16 protein-coding genes are annotated in these 13,825 nt (G+C 34.1%); all 16 read left to right on the plus strand.

The genetic code is table 11. The features are described 5' to 3' along the window. The first annotated feature begins 10 nt into the window (after nt 1–10). From PRVXT_RS07090 to PRVXT_RS07165, 16 genes are read left to right on the plus strand one after another with little or no spacing between them, the layout of a single operon-like run. A complete protein-coding gene (locus tag PRVXT_RS07090) occupies nt 11–373 on the plus strand; it encodes a response regulator (protein WP_350344963.1) in 363 nt (120 codons plus the stop codon). Nucleotides 374–384: 11 nt separating this feature from the next. Next, nucleotides 385–759, plus strand: a complete 375-nt coding sequence (locus tag PRVXT_RS07095; RefSeq protein WP_350344964.1) for a flagellar biosynthetic protein FliO — start codon at nt 385–387, stop codon at nt 757–759. A gap of 5 nt (nt 760–764) precedes the next feature. Further along, nucleotides 765–1,523 carry a flagellar type III secretion system pore protein FliP gene (gene fliP / locus PRVXT_RS07100; protein WP_434064312.1) on the plus strand — a complete coding sequence of 253 codons (759 nt, stop codon included), beginning with the start codon at nt 765–767 and terminating at the stop codon, nt 1,521–1,523. A gap of 14 nt (nt 1,524–1,537) precedes the next feature. Then, on the plus strand, nt 1,538–1,810 hold the full coding sequence (gene fliQ, locus PRVXT_RS07105; protein ID WP_350344965.1) for a flagellar biosynthesis protein FliQ: 273 nt from the start codon (nt 1,538–1,540) through the stop codon (nt 1,808–1,810). Nucleotides 1,811–1,812: 2 nt separating this feature from the next. Then, complete coding sequence (gene fliR, locus PRVXT_RS07110) at nt 1,813–2,592, plus strand: flagellar biosynthetic protein FliR (protein ID WP_350344966.1); 780 nt, start codon at nt 1,813–1,815, stop codon at nt 2,590–2,592. 5 nt (nt 2,593–2,597) lie between these two features. Beyond that, entirely contained in the window at nt 2,598–3,689 is a 1,092-nt protein-coding gene (gene flhB, locus PRVXT_RS07115) for a flagellar biosynthesis protein FlhB (protein ID WP_350344967.1), read from the plus strand. Nucleotides 3,690–3,711: 22 nt separating this feature from the next. Next, a complete protein-coding gene (gene flhA / locus PRVXT_RS07120; RefSeq protein ID WP_350344968.1) occupies nt 3,712–5,754 on the plus strand; it encodes a flagellar biosynthesis protein FlhA in 2,043 nt (680 codons plus the stop codon). After that, nucleotides 5,751–6,860, plus strand: coding sequence for a flagellar biosynthesis protein FlhF (gene flhF, locus PRVXT_RS07125; RefSeq protein ID WP_350344969.1), 1,110 nt, complete (start codon nt 5,751–5,753; stop codon nt 6,858–6,860). Before flhA ends, flhF begins: the two co-directional genes overlap by 4 nt. Next, a complete protein-coding gene (locus PRVXT_RS07130) occupies nt 6,861–7,727 on the plus strand; it encodes a MinD/ParA family protein (RefSeq protein ID WP_350344970.1) in 867 nt (288 codons plus the stop codon). It begins immediately after the preceding gene. A gap of 11 nt (nt 7,728–7,738) precedes the next feature. Continuing rightward, entirely contained in the window at nt 7,739–8,083 is a 345-nt protein-coding gene (locus PRVXT_RS07135) for a PilZ domain-containing protein (RefSeq protein WP_350344971.1), read from the plus strand. A 22-nt stretch (nt 8,084–8,105) separates the two neighbouring features. Next, complete coding sequence (locus tag PRVXT_RS07140) at nt 8,106–10,073, plus strand: chemotaxis protein CheA (RefSeq protein WP_350344972.1); 1,968 nt, start codon at nt 8,106–8,108, stop codon at nt 10,071–10,073. A 15-nt stretch (nt 10,074–10,088) separates the two neighbouring features. Further along, nucleotides 10,089–10,553, plus strand: coding sequence for a chemotaxis protein CheW (locus PRVXT_RS07145; RefSeq protein WP_350344973.1), 465 nt, complete (start codon nt 10,089–10,091; stop codon nt 10,551–10,553). Between the two features lie 12 nt (nt 10,554–10,565). Next, nucleotides 10,566–11,177 (plus strand): chemotaxis protein CheC, encoded by a 612-nt coding sequence (locus tag PRVXT_RS07150; RefSeq protein ID WP_350344974.1) that lies wholly within the window; start codon nt 10,566–10,568, stop codon nt 11,175–11,177. Continuing rightward, on the plus strand, nt 11,174–11,656 hold the full coding sequence (locus tag PRVXT_RS07155; RefSeq protein WP_350344975.1) for a chemotaxis protein CheD: 483 nt from the start codon (nt 11,174–11,176) through the stop codon (nt 11,654–11,656). Before PRVXT_RS07150 ends, PRVXT_RS07155 begins: the two co-directional genes overlap by 4 nt. A 15-nt stretch (nt 11,657–11,671) precedes the next feature. After that, nucleotides 11,672–12,424, plus strand: coding sequence for a sigma-70 family RNA polymerase sigma factor (locus tag PRVXT_RS07160; protein WP_350344976.1), 753 nt, complete (start codon nt 11,672–11,674; stop codon nt 12,422–12,424). A 21-nt stretch (nt 12,425–12,445) separates the two neighbouring features. Further along, a complete protein-coding gene (locus PRVXT_RS07165; protein WP_350344977.1) occupies nt 12,446–13,819 on the plus strand; it encodes a DUF342 domain-containing protein in 1,374 nt (457 codons plus the stop codon). The last annotated feature ends 6 nt before the right edge of the window (nt 13,820–13,825 follow it).

Consider the following 13,825-nt stretch of genomic DNA (forward strand, 5'->3'; position numbering starts at 1 on the left):
GGTATGAAAAATGAGTAAATCAGTACTTATTGTAGATGATGCAGCTTTTATGAGAATGATGATTAAAGATATTCTATCAAAAAATGGATTTGAAGTTGTGGGAGAGGCAGCTAACGGGAAAGAAGCTGTTGAAAAATACAAAGAGCTTACACCTGATTTGGTTACTATGGATATTACAATGCCGGAAATGGATGGTGTCCAAGCGTTGCAAGAAATTAAAAAAATAGACGACAGCGCAAAAGTTGTAATGTGTTCAGCTATGGGGCAGCAGGCTATGGTTATAGAAGCAATTCAAAATGGAGCTAAGGATTTTATTGTTAAACCTTTTCAAGGTGAGAGAGTACTAGAGGCAATTCAAAAAGCGTTAAGTTAGGAGATTAAATTATGAGTTACTGGGCCTATCTTGGTCAAATAATGCTAGTTATTATTATTTTAATTGCGTTAATAGTAGGTGCTGTAGTTTTAATAAAGTTTATAAATAAAAAGATGTCCGTTACCTCTAATAATACTATGGAGATTATAGACGGCATATCTATAGCTCCAAATAAAGGGCTGTATTTAGTGAGGGTTGTGTCAAAATACTATTTATTAGGTGTAGGTGAATCTGTGAGATTAATCAAAGAAATAGATGATCCCTCAGAGGTTGACCTAATTAAAGAAATTAGCCATTCAACACAAGGAGCTAGTTTTGGGGATGGATTTTCTGAAACTTTAATGCAGCAGATCAATAAGATGAAATCAAATTCTAAGGGAGAGTAAGGGGAATGACAAAAAAGCACTTGTTAATAATAGCTGTATTTTTAATGGCACTTTTTTTTATTAACTTGATTTTACCTTCACAAACAGCCCACGCTTTCCCATCTATTAACATCGATGTTGGTGAGGCAGAAGATCCTGAAGATATCTCCACATCATTACAAATACTTTTTTTGTTGACCATATTATCTTTGGCACCTGCAATATTAATTTTGATGACATCTTTTACTAGAACAGTTATAGTACTATCCTTTGTTAGGAATGGATTAGCGACACAGCAGATGCCACCAAACCAGGTGTTAGTAGGATTAGCTTTATTTTTAACTTTTTTTGTTATGGCTCCGGTTTGGGGAGAGGTAAATGAAAATGCATTGCAACCTTATTTAGAAGGGGAATTAGAGCAAAACGAAGCCTTGGAAATTGCAATGGACCCTATACGTAGCTTTATGTTTAATCAAACAGGAGAAAAGGAAATAGCCCTATTTATTAATTTTTCAGATATAGAGGAAGTAAATGATCAAAGTGAGGTTCCCACATATGTCTTAATACCAGCTTTTGCAATAAGTGAGCTTAAAACAGCCTTTACCATAGGGTTTATAATCTATATACCTTTTTTGGTTATTGACATGGTTGTTGCCAGTACACTTATGTCAATGGGTATGATGATGCTTCCGCCAGTAATGATTTCTTTACCTTTTAAGATATTATTGTTTGTTTTAGCTGATGGGTGGAACCTTGTTATAAGTTCTTTACTTCAAAGTTTTTAAAGGAGATGAAATAATTGGGTCCAGAACTAGTCATTGATTTGGGTCGTGAAGCACTTATTATGATATTGCTTATAGCAGCTCCAATGCTAGGTCTAGCCCTAGCGGTGGGTCTTTCTGTGAGTATTTTTCAAGCTACTACACAAATACAAGAACAAACGTTGGCATTTATACCTAAAATTGTAGCAGTTTTGCTTGCGGTTTTGATATTTGGTCCCTGGATGTTAACTCTATTAGTTGAATATGCAGTAGAGATGTTTAGCATGATTCCTACAATAGTGGGGCAGTAAATATGGAAATTTTACAACTTATTGATGAAAAATTCATTACTTTTCTTCTACTATTAGTACGCTTTAGTGGTTTGTTTTTAGGGACACCGATATTTGGTGCAAGAAACACTCCCAATATTTTAAAAGTTGGTTTTGCTTTCTTTTGTTCAATAATAGTTTTGCCAAGTCAAAATGCTGGTATTCATCTTGATGAGGTAGGACTTGCTCTTTTTATACTGGTGATAAAAGAGCTGTTAATAGGGCTAGTTATTGGATATATAAGTATACTGATATTTTCTTGTTTACAATTTGCAGGGCAATTTATAGACGTTCAAATGGGGTTTGGTATTGCTAATGTAATTGATCCTCAAAACGGGAATCCCATACCCTTAATTGGTAATTTCAAGTATACGCTAGCGTTGTTACTTTTTTTGCAGATTGATGGACATCATATGCTTATTGCAGGCCTATTCAAAAGTTTAGAGGTAATGCCCTTAGGACAAGTTGAGTTGCCCCAAGGGTTATACCCTTTTATTTTTAGTTTGTTTATTGAAATGTTTTGGATTAGTCTTCATATAGGACTTCCTATTATCGGCACTTTATTTTGCGTTAATATAGGTCTGGGTTTAGTTGCTAGGACAGTTCCTCAAATAAATGTATTTGTTGTTGGAATACCTCTGAAAATAATTGTAGGACTCGCAACATTGATACTTGTATTTCCTTTTTATATTAACGTAGTTATAAATTTGTTTCAGAATTTGCTGGAAAATATCACACAATTTTTAATTATTTTAGGCGGTTAAAAGAAATGGATAACTTTAAGTTTAATTTGCAGTTATTTTCGCAAGAGAAGACTGAAAAGGCTACTCCTAAAAAGCGTAAAGATGCTAGAAAAAAAGGACAGGTACTTAAAAGTCCTGAGGTTAGCTCCGCGTTTATTTTGCTAGTCTCCTTTTCAATTTTACACTTTTGGACTCCAATTATGTTTGGGCGAATAGTGGGAATTATGGAACTGAGTTTAACTGAGTATTTTCATACTACACTTGAACCGATTTTTGCCTATCAGATAATTGCAAACATGATTATCGAAGGAATAATAATGTTTGCTCCTATAGCAATAGGGATTATTATTGTGGGTATTTTAACAAATTATTTGCAAGTAGGCTTCTTACTGACTGCAGAGCCGCTTAAGATGAAGCTGTCTAAGCTAAACCCTATAGAAGGTGCCAAAAAAATATTTTCTAAAAAAGCAATAATCCAGCTAGTTAAATCTTTATTGAAAGTTGGATTTATTGGTTCAATAGTTTATTTGTTATTAAAAAGATTTTTTGATCAGATATATGTATTGTGGGAAGTAGATTTTTTAGTGGGTGTTTCTCATATTGGCAGTACTACTACAAAGATAGCTCTCTTTTCGGGGGCAGCGATGATATTAATAGCTATAATAGATTATATATCTCAATGGTTTGAGTTTGAGAAAAATTTAAAAATGAGTAAACAAGAAGTAAAAGATGAACACAAGCAAGTAGAAGGTGATCCTCAAGTTAAGGGGAAGATAAAAGAACAACAAAGATCTATGGCTATGAGTAGGATGATGCAAGATGTTCCTAAGGCAGATGTTGTTATTACAAATCCGACCCACTTTGCCATAGCTATAAAATATGATCAAAACTCAAAAGGAGCTCCAAAAGTTGTAGCCAAAGGCAAAAACCATGTTGCCCAAAAAATTAAGGAAATAGCTGAAAAAGAAGATATAGTTATGTATGAGGATGTAAAACTTGCAAGAGCCCTTTATAAGTCTGTGGATATAGGTGAGCAGATACCTTATGAATTTTATAAAGCAGTAGCAGAAGTGTTAGCTTTTGTATACAGATTAAAAGGGAATGTTGGTAATTTCTAAGAGCTTGAGGAGTGGAAAATATATGAAAATAGCTGAATATGGTTTTGTCATTATTATAATAATGATAATTATGATGATGATAATACCCGTACACCCAACCTTATTAAGTATTTTAATAGTCATAAATATATCACTAGCTTTGACTATTTTATTGACAACGATGCAAATAAAAGAGCCTCTTGAATTTGCTATATTTCCTTCTGTTTTGCTGATAACAACCTTGTTTAGATTGGCTTTAAATGTTTCTTCCACAAGGCTAATATTAAATGAAGCAGATGCTGGACAGGTTATAGAAGCTTTTGGTGATTTTGTTGTTGGTGGTAATGCAATAGTAGGATTTATTGTTTTTGTTATTTTAGTAATAATACAGTTTATTGTAATTACAAAAGGTGCAGAACGGGTAGCGGAAGTTGGGGCTAGGTTTACGTTAGATGCCATGCCTGGGAAACAAATGGCTATAGATGCTGATTTAAATGCAGGACTAATTACAGAACAGGAAGCAAAAAAGAGAAGAAAAGACATCCAGAGGGAAGCGGATTTTTACGGTGCAATGGATGGAGCTAGTAAGTTCGTTAAAGGAGATGCCATAGCAGGAATTATAATTACACTGATTAACATAGGAGCTGGCTTTGTTATAGGTATGGTTAGTCATGGTTTAGATTTTCAAGAATCTATGAATACCTTTATGTTACTTTCCGTAGGAGACGGATTGGTAAGTCAAATCCCTGCTCTTTTAATTTCTGCAGCAACCGGTATAACAGTTACAAGAGCAGCATCAGAAGATACTTTAGGCAATGACTTTATTGGTCAAATATTCTCTAACTCTAAAGTTACATATATAATTGCAGCGCTGTTATTGGTTTTTGCCATAACACCGGGATTACCTGCTGTCCCTTTTTTAATAATCTCTATTTTATTTTTTGTAGCAGGTTTCCTATCACGACGATCACAAGCAAAGCAAGAAGAACAGCTTCTAGCTCAGGAGCAGTCTGCTGCGGCCAGTGATGATTTAGAAGAGGCAAAACCAGAATCTGTGCTGAACCTTCTTCAAGTTGATCCGTTAGAGTTAGAATTTGGATATGGCTTAATTTCAATTTTTGATGCTGAGCAGGGAGGGGATTTACTTGATAGGGTGGTAATGATTAGAAGACAGTGTGCTATGGATTTAGGGCTTGTAGTACCTATTGTCAGAATAAGGGATAATATACAATTGCCATCTAATGAGTATGTTATTAAAATTAAAGGTGCTGAAGTAGCTAGGGCCGAGATTCAACCTGAGAAGTTGATGGCTATGGATCCTGGAACAGCAACTGAAGCAATAGATGGTAAAGAGACTGTAGAACCATCTTTCGGTCTTTCTGCACTTTGGATTGATACCGACGATAGAGAAAAAGCGGAAACTTTGGGCTATACAGTTGTTGATCCTCCCTCAATAATTGCAACCCACTTAACCGAAGTAATAAAGCAGCACGGTCATGAATTGTTAGGACGCCAAGAAGTTAAAACTCTTTTAGATAATGTTAAAAAGACTAATAGTGCAGTTGTCGATGAACTAGTTCCCAATCAGCTAAGTATAGGTGATGTTCAAAAGGTATTATGTAACTTACTAAATGAAGGAATTAGTATTAAAGATTTAATCACGATTTTAGAGCAGTTAGCAGACTATGCTCCAATAACAAAGGATCCTGATATGTTGACAGAATATGCAAGACAGGGTCTTCAGCGACAAATATCAAACTTAGTAAAAGAGCTAGGCTCACCAATTCCAGTTATCACCTTGGACCCGCAATTGGAACAACTTATTAATGATTCTATTCAGCAAACTGATCAGGGTAATTACCTTTCAATAGACCCCGATAATACGCAAAGTATCGTTAATAATTTTTCCACCACTTATGAGGATTTACTAGCCAAAGGTTACCAACCTGTTGTGTTAACTGCACCATTGATTAGACTTTATTTTAGAAAAATTATAGAAAGTAACTACCCTCATGTCTCTGTTTTTTCATTTAATGAACTGGACAATAAACTTGATATCCAGGCTGTAGGAGTGGTAAAACTATGAAAATTCGCAAATACAATGTAAGTAGTTTATCAGAAGCAAAATCGATGATTCTTCGTGATTTAGGTAAGGATGCTATTATTGTACAAACTAACAAAGTAAAAGCTCCTGGACTTAAAGGTTTTTTTGGCAAAAAAAACTTTGAAGTTCTAGCCGCTTTAGACGGCAAAACAAAGTATCAACCTAAACAACCACAGCAACCACAGTTAAAAGTTCAGCATAAAAATTCAAAATCAGTAGATTATGAAGAAATAAAAAGAGAATTGCAGGAAAATAACGAGTTGATTGCGAAATTAATAAGTGAAAACAAAAATACTTCTAATGATCAGTTCTTTGGTGAGTATAATCAATTATTTAATTTTTTAGTTGGAAATGGTGTTCAAAAACAAATTGCCTATGATTTAATAGTGGAGTTAACAGAAATAAATAAAAGCTCATCCTGCAACTTAAAGGATGAACTAAAAATTTTAATGGAGAATAAAATTAAGGCAACCCAAAACAAAGTGTCATCAGTTTTTGATAAAAGCACCATAGCTTTAGTAGGACCAACAGGTGTGGGCAAAACAACTTCTATTGCAAAATTAGCAGCAAATGCAGTAGTTGCTGAAGGTAATGAAATAGGCTTAATCACCTTAGATACTTATCGCATTGCAGCTACCGAACAACTAAAAACTTATGGGGATATAATTGATGTGCCTGTTACAGTAGCATATAATCATTCACAGTTTAAAGAAAAAATGCGAGAGTTGGCTAATAAAGATAATGTTTTTATCGATACAGCGGGGCGTAGCCATAAAAATCAAGAGCAGCTTGAAGAGCAAAAATCGTATTTTGACTATCATAATGTAGATCTTACATTACTAGTTGTAAGCCTTAATGTATCTTTTGAGCAACAAAAAAAGATTTTTGAAGCATATAGCTTTTTTAAACCCCAAGGGTTCATTGTAACCAAAACAGATGAAGCTGACTTTTATGGAAATTTATATAACTTAATTTGTGAATTTAAATTACCTATTTATTATCTAACCACTGGTCAAAGTGTACCCGATGATATAACAAAATGTTGCTGTGAACATGTTGTTGAACAAGTTTTAGAAGGTGACAAATAGATGGACCAAGCCCAAAAACTTCGCGAATTAGTTCGAGGTAAACCCTTTAATACAGTACAAAATAGCAACAAAAAAAGCGAAACTGAGATAATTACCATAACTAGTGGAAAAGGTGGAGTTGGCAAAAGTAATACCTCTGTTAATCTGGCATGTTCGTTGGCAGAGAATGAAAAAAAAGTTTTGATTATTGATGTAGATATAGGGTTAGGGAATACAGATCTACTCCTAGGAGTATACCCTAAGTTCTCATTGATGCAGTTTTTAAAAGGAGATTGTTCTCTAGACCAAGCGATTATGAATATTTATGATAATGTAGATTTAATAGCGGGAGGAGAACTATCAACAGATGATTCATTATTAAGCAAAGGCGATAAAAACTTAATTACTACTAACCTGGAAAAACTAAGAGTTTATGATTATGTAATTTTTGATACTGGAGCTGGTATTTCTTCTAATGTTACGTACTTTTGTTTAGCTGCTGATAGAGTGTTAGTTTTAACTACACCGGAACCCACCGCGATAACAGATGCTTATGCCTTGATTAAATCGTTATATAATCAATCAAACGAAGTTCAAATAGAGATTGTTGTAAATAAAGCATCTACAGAGCATGAAGGTAAATTGACTGGAAAAAAGCTAATAACAGTTTCTAAGAAGTTTTTATCTCAACAGCCAATATATTTAGGATTTATTTTAGAAGATAAAGCTGTTACAAATGCGGTTAGAAAACAAGTGCCTTATGTCAAAGAGTATCCTTCTAGCCCTGCTAGTAAATCTGTTTGCAAATTGGCTGCCAATTTAACTGGTAACCAAAATATAAATCCCAAAAAGCGGGTAGGGTTTCTTGCATCATTATTTAAAAGATAAAGGTGGTCATGATGGAAAAGAGAGGTTTTTATAGAATAAGCTTGGCTCATAAAATTGAGTATGTAAAGTTAGACCCTACTACACTTAATGTTACTTCAAGCTCGCAAGAGGGATTGTTATATGATATCAGTGGGGGAGGAGCATCTTTTTATTCTACTTTTATTTTAGATATTAACGAGTTAATAGAACTTGCTCTTGAAACCCAGGATGGACAATTAGTAATTTTAGCAAAGGTTTTAAGAAAAGTAAAAAAGGATGAGTCTAATTATTATGCAATTAAGTTTTTACACATAAACCAGGATACTGAAAAACAGTTAATTAAGTTTATCAATTATTTGCAAAACAAAAGCAGTTAAAAAGCTAATTGGGGGTGTACCAATGGAAATGGATAACTATTTACCTATTTTTTTAGAAGAATCAGAAGAAAACTTGCAGATTATCAGTGACAACCTTTTGAAACTTGAAAACAACAGAGATGACAAACAAGCAGTTAACGAAATATTTAGAGCCGCTCATACGCTAAAAGGAATGGCTGCGACAATGGGTTTTCAAACCATAGCAGACTTAACACATGGGATTGAAAACTTGTTAGACGAAATAAGAACAGGTTCAAGACAATTAACGGAAGAAATTTCAGATTTCTTGTTTTTAGCATTTGACACTCTTCAAGATGGATTGACTAAGTTATCTAACGGTGAAGAACCAGAGTTAGACTTAAGTGTTTTAGAAAAAATCGACGGAGATAATAATAAACAATCAAGTTCTAACCAAACGGAAACTGCCTCTGACATTAATCAATATCATCAAACAGTTATAAAAAATGCGCAACAAGATGGATTTAATACTTATAAATTAGACATTGTTTTGGATGATAACTGTCTATTAAAATCAGCAAGGGCATTTATGATTTATAAGGACTTAGATGAGTTTGGTGAAATAATTAAATCTCAACCTTCAATAGAAGAACTTGAGGAGGAAAAGTTCGAAAATCACTTTACTTTTTGGTTTTTAACCAAATCTGAGAAATCTGAAATATTGAAACTAGAAGAAACACCAGAAATTAAAAGTATTAAAATAACTGATTTAGAAAAGGATTCAAAACCGGAAAGAGAAAGCACAGGGCCTTCTAAAAGTGAAGAAAGTGTACAAGCAAAGAAGGATAAGAATTCAAAAGAGGTAAAGAAACCTACACAAGTAAAAGCTGTATCAACCATCAGAGTTGACACTACAAGGTTAGACTCTTTAATGAACTTGGTTTCTGAACTTGTCATAACTAAAACAAGTTTAAATGAAAGTACTGAGAACGAAAATAAACAACTTATAAATGAAGGTCTGGAAGGGTTACATCGAGTAACCACTGAACTACAAAATGTTGTAATGAGTCTAAGGATGGTACCGGTTGAAAGAGTATTTAATCGGTTCCCAAGAATGGTTAGAGATACAGCGAAGGAATTAGATAAAAAAGTGTCATTAACAATAACTGGTAAGGAAACTGAATTGGATAGGACAATAATTGATGAAATAGGGGATCCTTTAGTCCATCTAATTAGAAATGCTATAGATCACGGTTTGGAAAGTACGGAGGGAAGGCAAGCGGCTAATAAGACAATAGAAGGCAATATTCTACTAAAGGCATATCAAAGTGGAAATGAAGTTTTTATAGAGGTTCGGGATGATGGTAAAGGAATAGATGTTGAAAAAATTAAAACGACAGCTATCAAAAAAGGTGTCATAACCGAAGAAGCAGCAGAACAGCTTGATGAACATCAAATTCTACAGCTGATTTTTGAAGCAGGATTTAGCACATCTGAGGCGGTAACAGATTTATCTGGCAGAGGTGTGGGTTTGGATGTTGTAAAAACTTCTATAGAGTCTTTAGGTGGAGGTATAGAGTTATCCACTCAAAAAGGACAAGGAAGCACATTTATTATTCATCTTCCTTTAACTCTAGCAATCATTCAGGGATTACTAATAAAAGTTGGTAAAGAATCATATGCTATTCCATTAAGCTCCGTAGTGGAGACAGCTGCTATAAATAGAAAAGAGATACAAAAAGTTGGACGACAGGAAGTTTTCATGTTTAGAGGTAATGTACTGCCTATAGTTAATCTGTCATCAGTGCTAGATATAAAAGCTACCAAAGATTCAGAACAAGTTTCTTTAGTCATTGTAAAAAAAGGAGACAAGCAATTAGGATTGTTAGTTGATGATTTAATTGGTCAACAAGAAATTGTAATTAAGTCTTTAGGACAACTTCTTAGTGATGTCACTGGATTCTCAGGAGCAACAATTTCAGGTGATGGAAAAGTAATGTTAATCTTAGATACAAATACTCTATTTAATTAAAGGAGGTAGCACAGTATGTCAACACAACAAGAACAAAAATTTGTAATATTTAAATTAGGTGAGGAAAGTTATGGTATCGATATTCTAAGAGTTCAGGGAATAGAAAGAATGCTCGAAATTACTAATGTTCCTAAGACAGCTGATTTTGTGGAAGGGGTTTGTAACTTAAGGGGAAGCATAGTTCCCGTTATTGACTTGAGAAGAAGATTTAGTTTAGAACAAAAAGATTATAGTGATGACACAAGAATTATAGTTGTAAGTATTGATGAGGTTAAAGTTGGGTTAATTGTTGACTCCGCTAATGATGTTATTTCCATAAATGAAGAAGAAATTGAGCCAGCACCTTCTGTAATTGATTCAATAGACAATAGATTCATCAAAGGAGTTGGAAAAGTAGATGAAAGACTAATAATTTTACTTGACTTGCAAGAGATTCTAAAAAAAGAAGAAATTGTAAAGTTGCAGGAAATTACTGACTAGAGGTGGACAATAGTGTTTAATAATTCAATAAAACCCCTACAAAAAGATCTACTAAAAGAGCTTGGAAATATTGGTGCTGGTAATGCAGCTACAGCATTTTCAAAATTAATTTCTAACCGAGTGGAGTTAAATGTACCGGAAGTTGAGTTAGTTGGTTTTGAAAATGCAATTGAATTTGTAGGTGAAGATTCAGCAGTTGCTGCTATGTACTTTAGAGTAGAGGGAGCGTTGCCAGGAAATATGCTGTTGATGCTTCCCTTAGAAACTGTAGACTTTATCTTACAAAGTTTGGGCAATGATGAAACAGCTAGCTGGGAAGAATTAGATTCATACAGCCAATCAATGTTGATGGAGATTGGTAATATATTATGTGGTGCGTACATTTCTGCTATATCTGACTTTACTCAAAAGAAAATGATCCCTTCAGTGCCAGCTTTTGCAATTGATATGGCAGGTGCAATTATTAATATTCCTTTAGCACAGTTAGGTGACATGGGTGAAAAAGCTCTCCTTATTAAAACCACATTTAATAGGGATGGAATTGACTTTTCGGGAAACTTTTTATTCTTACCTGAACCTGATGCTTTAGATGAACTGTTGCGTCATTTTGGTGTTAAGCAATGAAAGAAGTTTTAAAAGTAGGAATGTCAGAAGTAAAAATTACTCATCCACCTACATTGTTAAAAACAACTGGATTAGGATCATGTGTTGGAGTATGCATGTACGACAAAAAATTAAAAATAGGTGGGATGGCACATGTTATGTTACCAAGTAGTGCCAACACAAAAGTAAAAGAATTTAATGTAGGGAAATACGCAGATACCGCAATAGAGTTTTTAGTTAAATCTCTCAAAGAAAAAGGCTGTAATGATCTTAAAGCTAAGATAGCTGGTGGGGCTCAAATGTTTACCTTTAGTAACAGCAGCGATATTATGAACGTAGGGGCGCGCAATGTAAAGGCTGTTAAAGACTTGTTAGCAAAACAAGGAATTAAGGTTATATCTGAAGACACAGGTGGAAATAAAGGAAGAACAATTACATTTGAAATAGACAGCTGCAACCTTATTGTTAGAGCTATAGGTAGTGAAGAAAAGATAATCTAAGGGTTGGTGCTCTAGATGGACAATAATCAATTATGGATTAATTTTAATAAAGGTTCTTCAGAAGCGAAGGAAGAGTTGATAAAAGCCTACTCGCATATTGTTAAGTTTGTTGTGGATAGAATTTGGACTGGTTATAAAATTGGTAGTTATGACAAAGAAGACTTAATTAGTTTGGGGATTGTAGGACTTTTGGAAGCAATGGATAAATATAATCCAAAGTTAGGTGTGAAATTTGAGACATATGCTACGCCAAGAGTTAAAGGACAAATTATAGATGCTATTCGTAAGGAGCAATGGTTGCCCAAAGATATTCTAAAAGGAATAAACGAGTTAGAAATGGCTTGTGAGCAGCTGGCAACTTCAAAAGAGGCTCCTACCGAGGAAAAACTTGCTTCTGCTTTGGGAGTATCAGTTGATAAAGTTAAAAAACTTATTCGCTATGCTGGTCAAAAGGTTGTGCTCAGACTAGATGCTCCTATTGCGACAGAGGAAGGTACCCTTACTATAAAAGATACAATAGAAGACGAAAAACAGCTATCCCCCCATCAGGCTTTTCTTCTAGACCAACAGCACAAGACTTTAGCAGAGCTTTTAAATAAGCTATCTAATAGAGAAAAATTAGTGCTAAATCTGTACTATAATGAAGAATTGACGCTAAAAGAGATATCGAAGCTTTTAGAGTTAAGTGAAGCAAGGATTTCTCAAATTCATACTAAGGCAGTTCTTAGACTGAGGCGATTATATAGCAAAGCCCAAAAGTCATTTTAGAAAAATATGGGAGGTATTAGCATGGAGGAAGCTGTGAAATACAAATTAAATGTTTCTCCTGATAAGTTAAAAGCTTATCTGGAACTAAAAAATCCAGGAATAGATTTAGCTGAAGAGGAGCTTAACGAAATAATTGATGAGATAAAAGGTCAAAAGTTTTATAATTTCGATGAAGTTAAAGTGAAAGAGGAGATATCTGTAGCTACAGGTTTGGAAAAAATCCTGATTGGACAGGGTAAACCTCCTGAAAACGGGAAAAATGGCTATCTCAAATTTCTAATTGAGGAAAAAAAAGATAAAAATCCTGCTGTTTTAGAAGATGGTAGCGTAGACTTTTACAATTTGAATTTAATAACAAATATTGAAAAAGATACACCAATTGCAGAAGTTATACCCGCTACAGAAGGTGTCGTAGGATACAATGTTTTTGGAGAGGAAATTCCACCAGTTCATGGTAAAGAAGCCAAGATACCTAATGGTAAAAACATTTCATATAATCCTGATGATAGATTAATTTACTCGCAAGTTGATGGACGGTTATCTTTAGTTGATGGGAATATTAACGTTTTTGAAGTTTTAGAAATAAATGGAGATGTAGACTTTTCATCAGGTAATATTGATTTTATAGGTACAGTTGTAGTAAATGGTAGTGTTAGGGATGGTTTTGAGGTAAAAGCTCAGGGAGATATAACTGTAAATGGTATAGTTGATAGCTCTAAAGTCTTTTGCGAAGGGAATCTAACAGTTAGTGGTGGGATACAGGGAAGAAACAAAGGAATAATTGAAGCAAAGGGAATCGTAGCAACCAGGTATATTGAAAACTGTACAGTTTCTTCTAAAAGTATAATCGTTAAAGATGCTATAATGCACAGTAATGTATATGCCAAGGAAAAAGTCACAGTTTTAGAAGGAAAGGGATTGATAGTAGGCGGTGTTATTAGGGCTGGGAAGCAAATATCATCAAAAGTTATAGGATCTAATTTAGCAACTAAGACCTCTATTGAAGTTGGAGTTGATCCAAAGTTGCGGGAAAAATGCACAGAATTGACAGATACTTTACAAGAAAAGAAAAGTAGTTTGAAAAAATCTCAACAAGCATTAAAGTTATTAAATGCAAAACAGCAAACACCAGATGGTCTAAGTAATGAACAGGAACAATTATATAAGAAATTTCAATCAACTGTAACTTTTTTAAGACGTGAAGTTGATGAATTAACAGAAAAGTATAATGAAGTGGCTACTAAGTTAAAAGCGTCAAAGGGCGTCGTTGAGGCTAAAGAAAAGGTTTTCCCTGGTGTGAAAATAATAATAGGTTCTAAATCAAGAACGGTTTCTGATACATCCAGCAGCTCTACCTTTTACTTAGGACATGATGGAGAAGTATCAGTAAAATAGTGATAG

The organism is Proteinivorax tanatarense, from assembly GCF_040267685.1.
GTDB lineage: Bacteria > Bacillota > Proteinivoracia > Proteinivoracales > Proteinivoracaceae > Proteinivorax > Proteinivorax tanatarense.

Excerpts from the sequence above, each read along its gene's own strand:
- fliP (WP_434064312.1), top strand. The coding sequence starts at position 765 with ATGACAAAAAAGCACTTGTTAATAATAGCTGTATTTTTAATGGCACTT.
- PRVXT_RS07130 (WP_350344970.1), top strand. The coding sequence starts at position 6,861 with ATGGACCAAGCCCAAAAACTTCGCGAATTAGTTCGAGGTAAACCCTTT.
- PRVXT_RS07090 (WP_350344963.1), top strand. The coding sequence starts at position 11 with ATGAGTAAATCAGTACTTATTGTAGATGATGCAGCTTTTATGAGAATG.
- PRVXT_RS07095 (WP_350344964.1), top strand. The coding sequence starts at position 385 with ATGAGTTACTGGGCCTATCTTGGTCAAATAATGCTAGTTATTATTATT.
- PRVXT_RS07160 (WP_350344976.1), top strand. The coding sequence starts at position 11,672 with ATGGACAATAATCAATTATGGATTAATTTTAATAAAGGTTCTTCAGAA.
- fliR (WP_350344966.1), top strand. The coding sequence starts at position 1,813 with ATGGAAATTTTACAACTTATTGATGAAAAATTCATTACTTTTCTTCTA.
- PRVXT_RS07140 (WP_350344972.1), top strand. The coding sequence starts at position 8,106 with ATGGAAATGGATAACTATTTACCTATTTTTTTAGAAGAATCAGAAGAA.
- PRVXT_RS07165 (WP_350344977.1), top strand. The coding sequence starts at position 12,446 with ATGGAGGAAGCTGTGAAATACAAATTAAATGTTTCTCCTGATAAGTTA.
- flhB (WP_350344967.1), top strand. The coding sequence starts at position 2,598 with ATGGATAACTTTAAGTTTAATTTGCAGTTATTTTCGCAAGAGAAGACT.
- flhA (WP_350344968.1), top strand. The coding sequence starts at position 3,712 with ATGAAAATAGCTGAATATGGTTTTGTCATTATTATAATAATGATAATT.
- PRVXT_RS07155 (WP_350344975.1), top strand. The coding sequence starts at position 11,174 with ATGAAAGAAGTTTTAAAAGTAGGAATGTCAGAAGTAAAAATTACTCAT.
- PRVXT_RS07135 (WP_350344971.1), top strand. The coding sequence starts at position 7,739 with ATGGAAAAGAGAGGTTTTTATAGAATAAGCTTGGCTCATAAAATTGAG.
- PRVXT_RS07145 (WP_350344973.1), top strand. The coding sequence starts at position 10,089 with ATGTCAACACAACAAGAACAAAAATTTGTAATATTTAAATTAGGTGAG.
- flhF (WP_350344969.1), top strand. The coding sequence starts at position 5,751 with ATGAAAATTCGCAAATACAATGTAAGTAGTTTATCAGAAGCAAAATCG.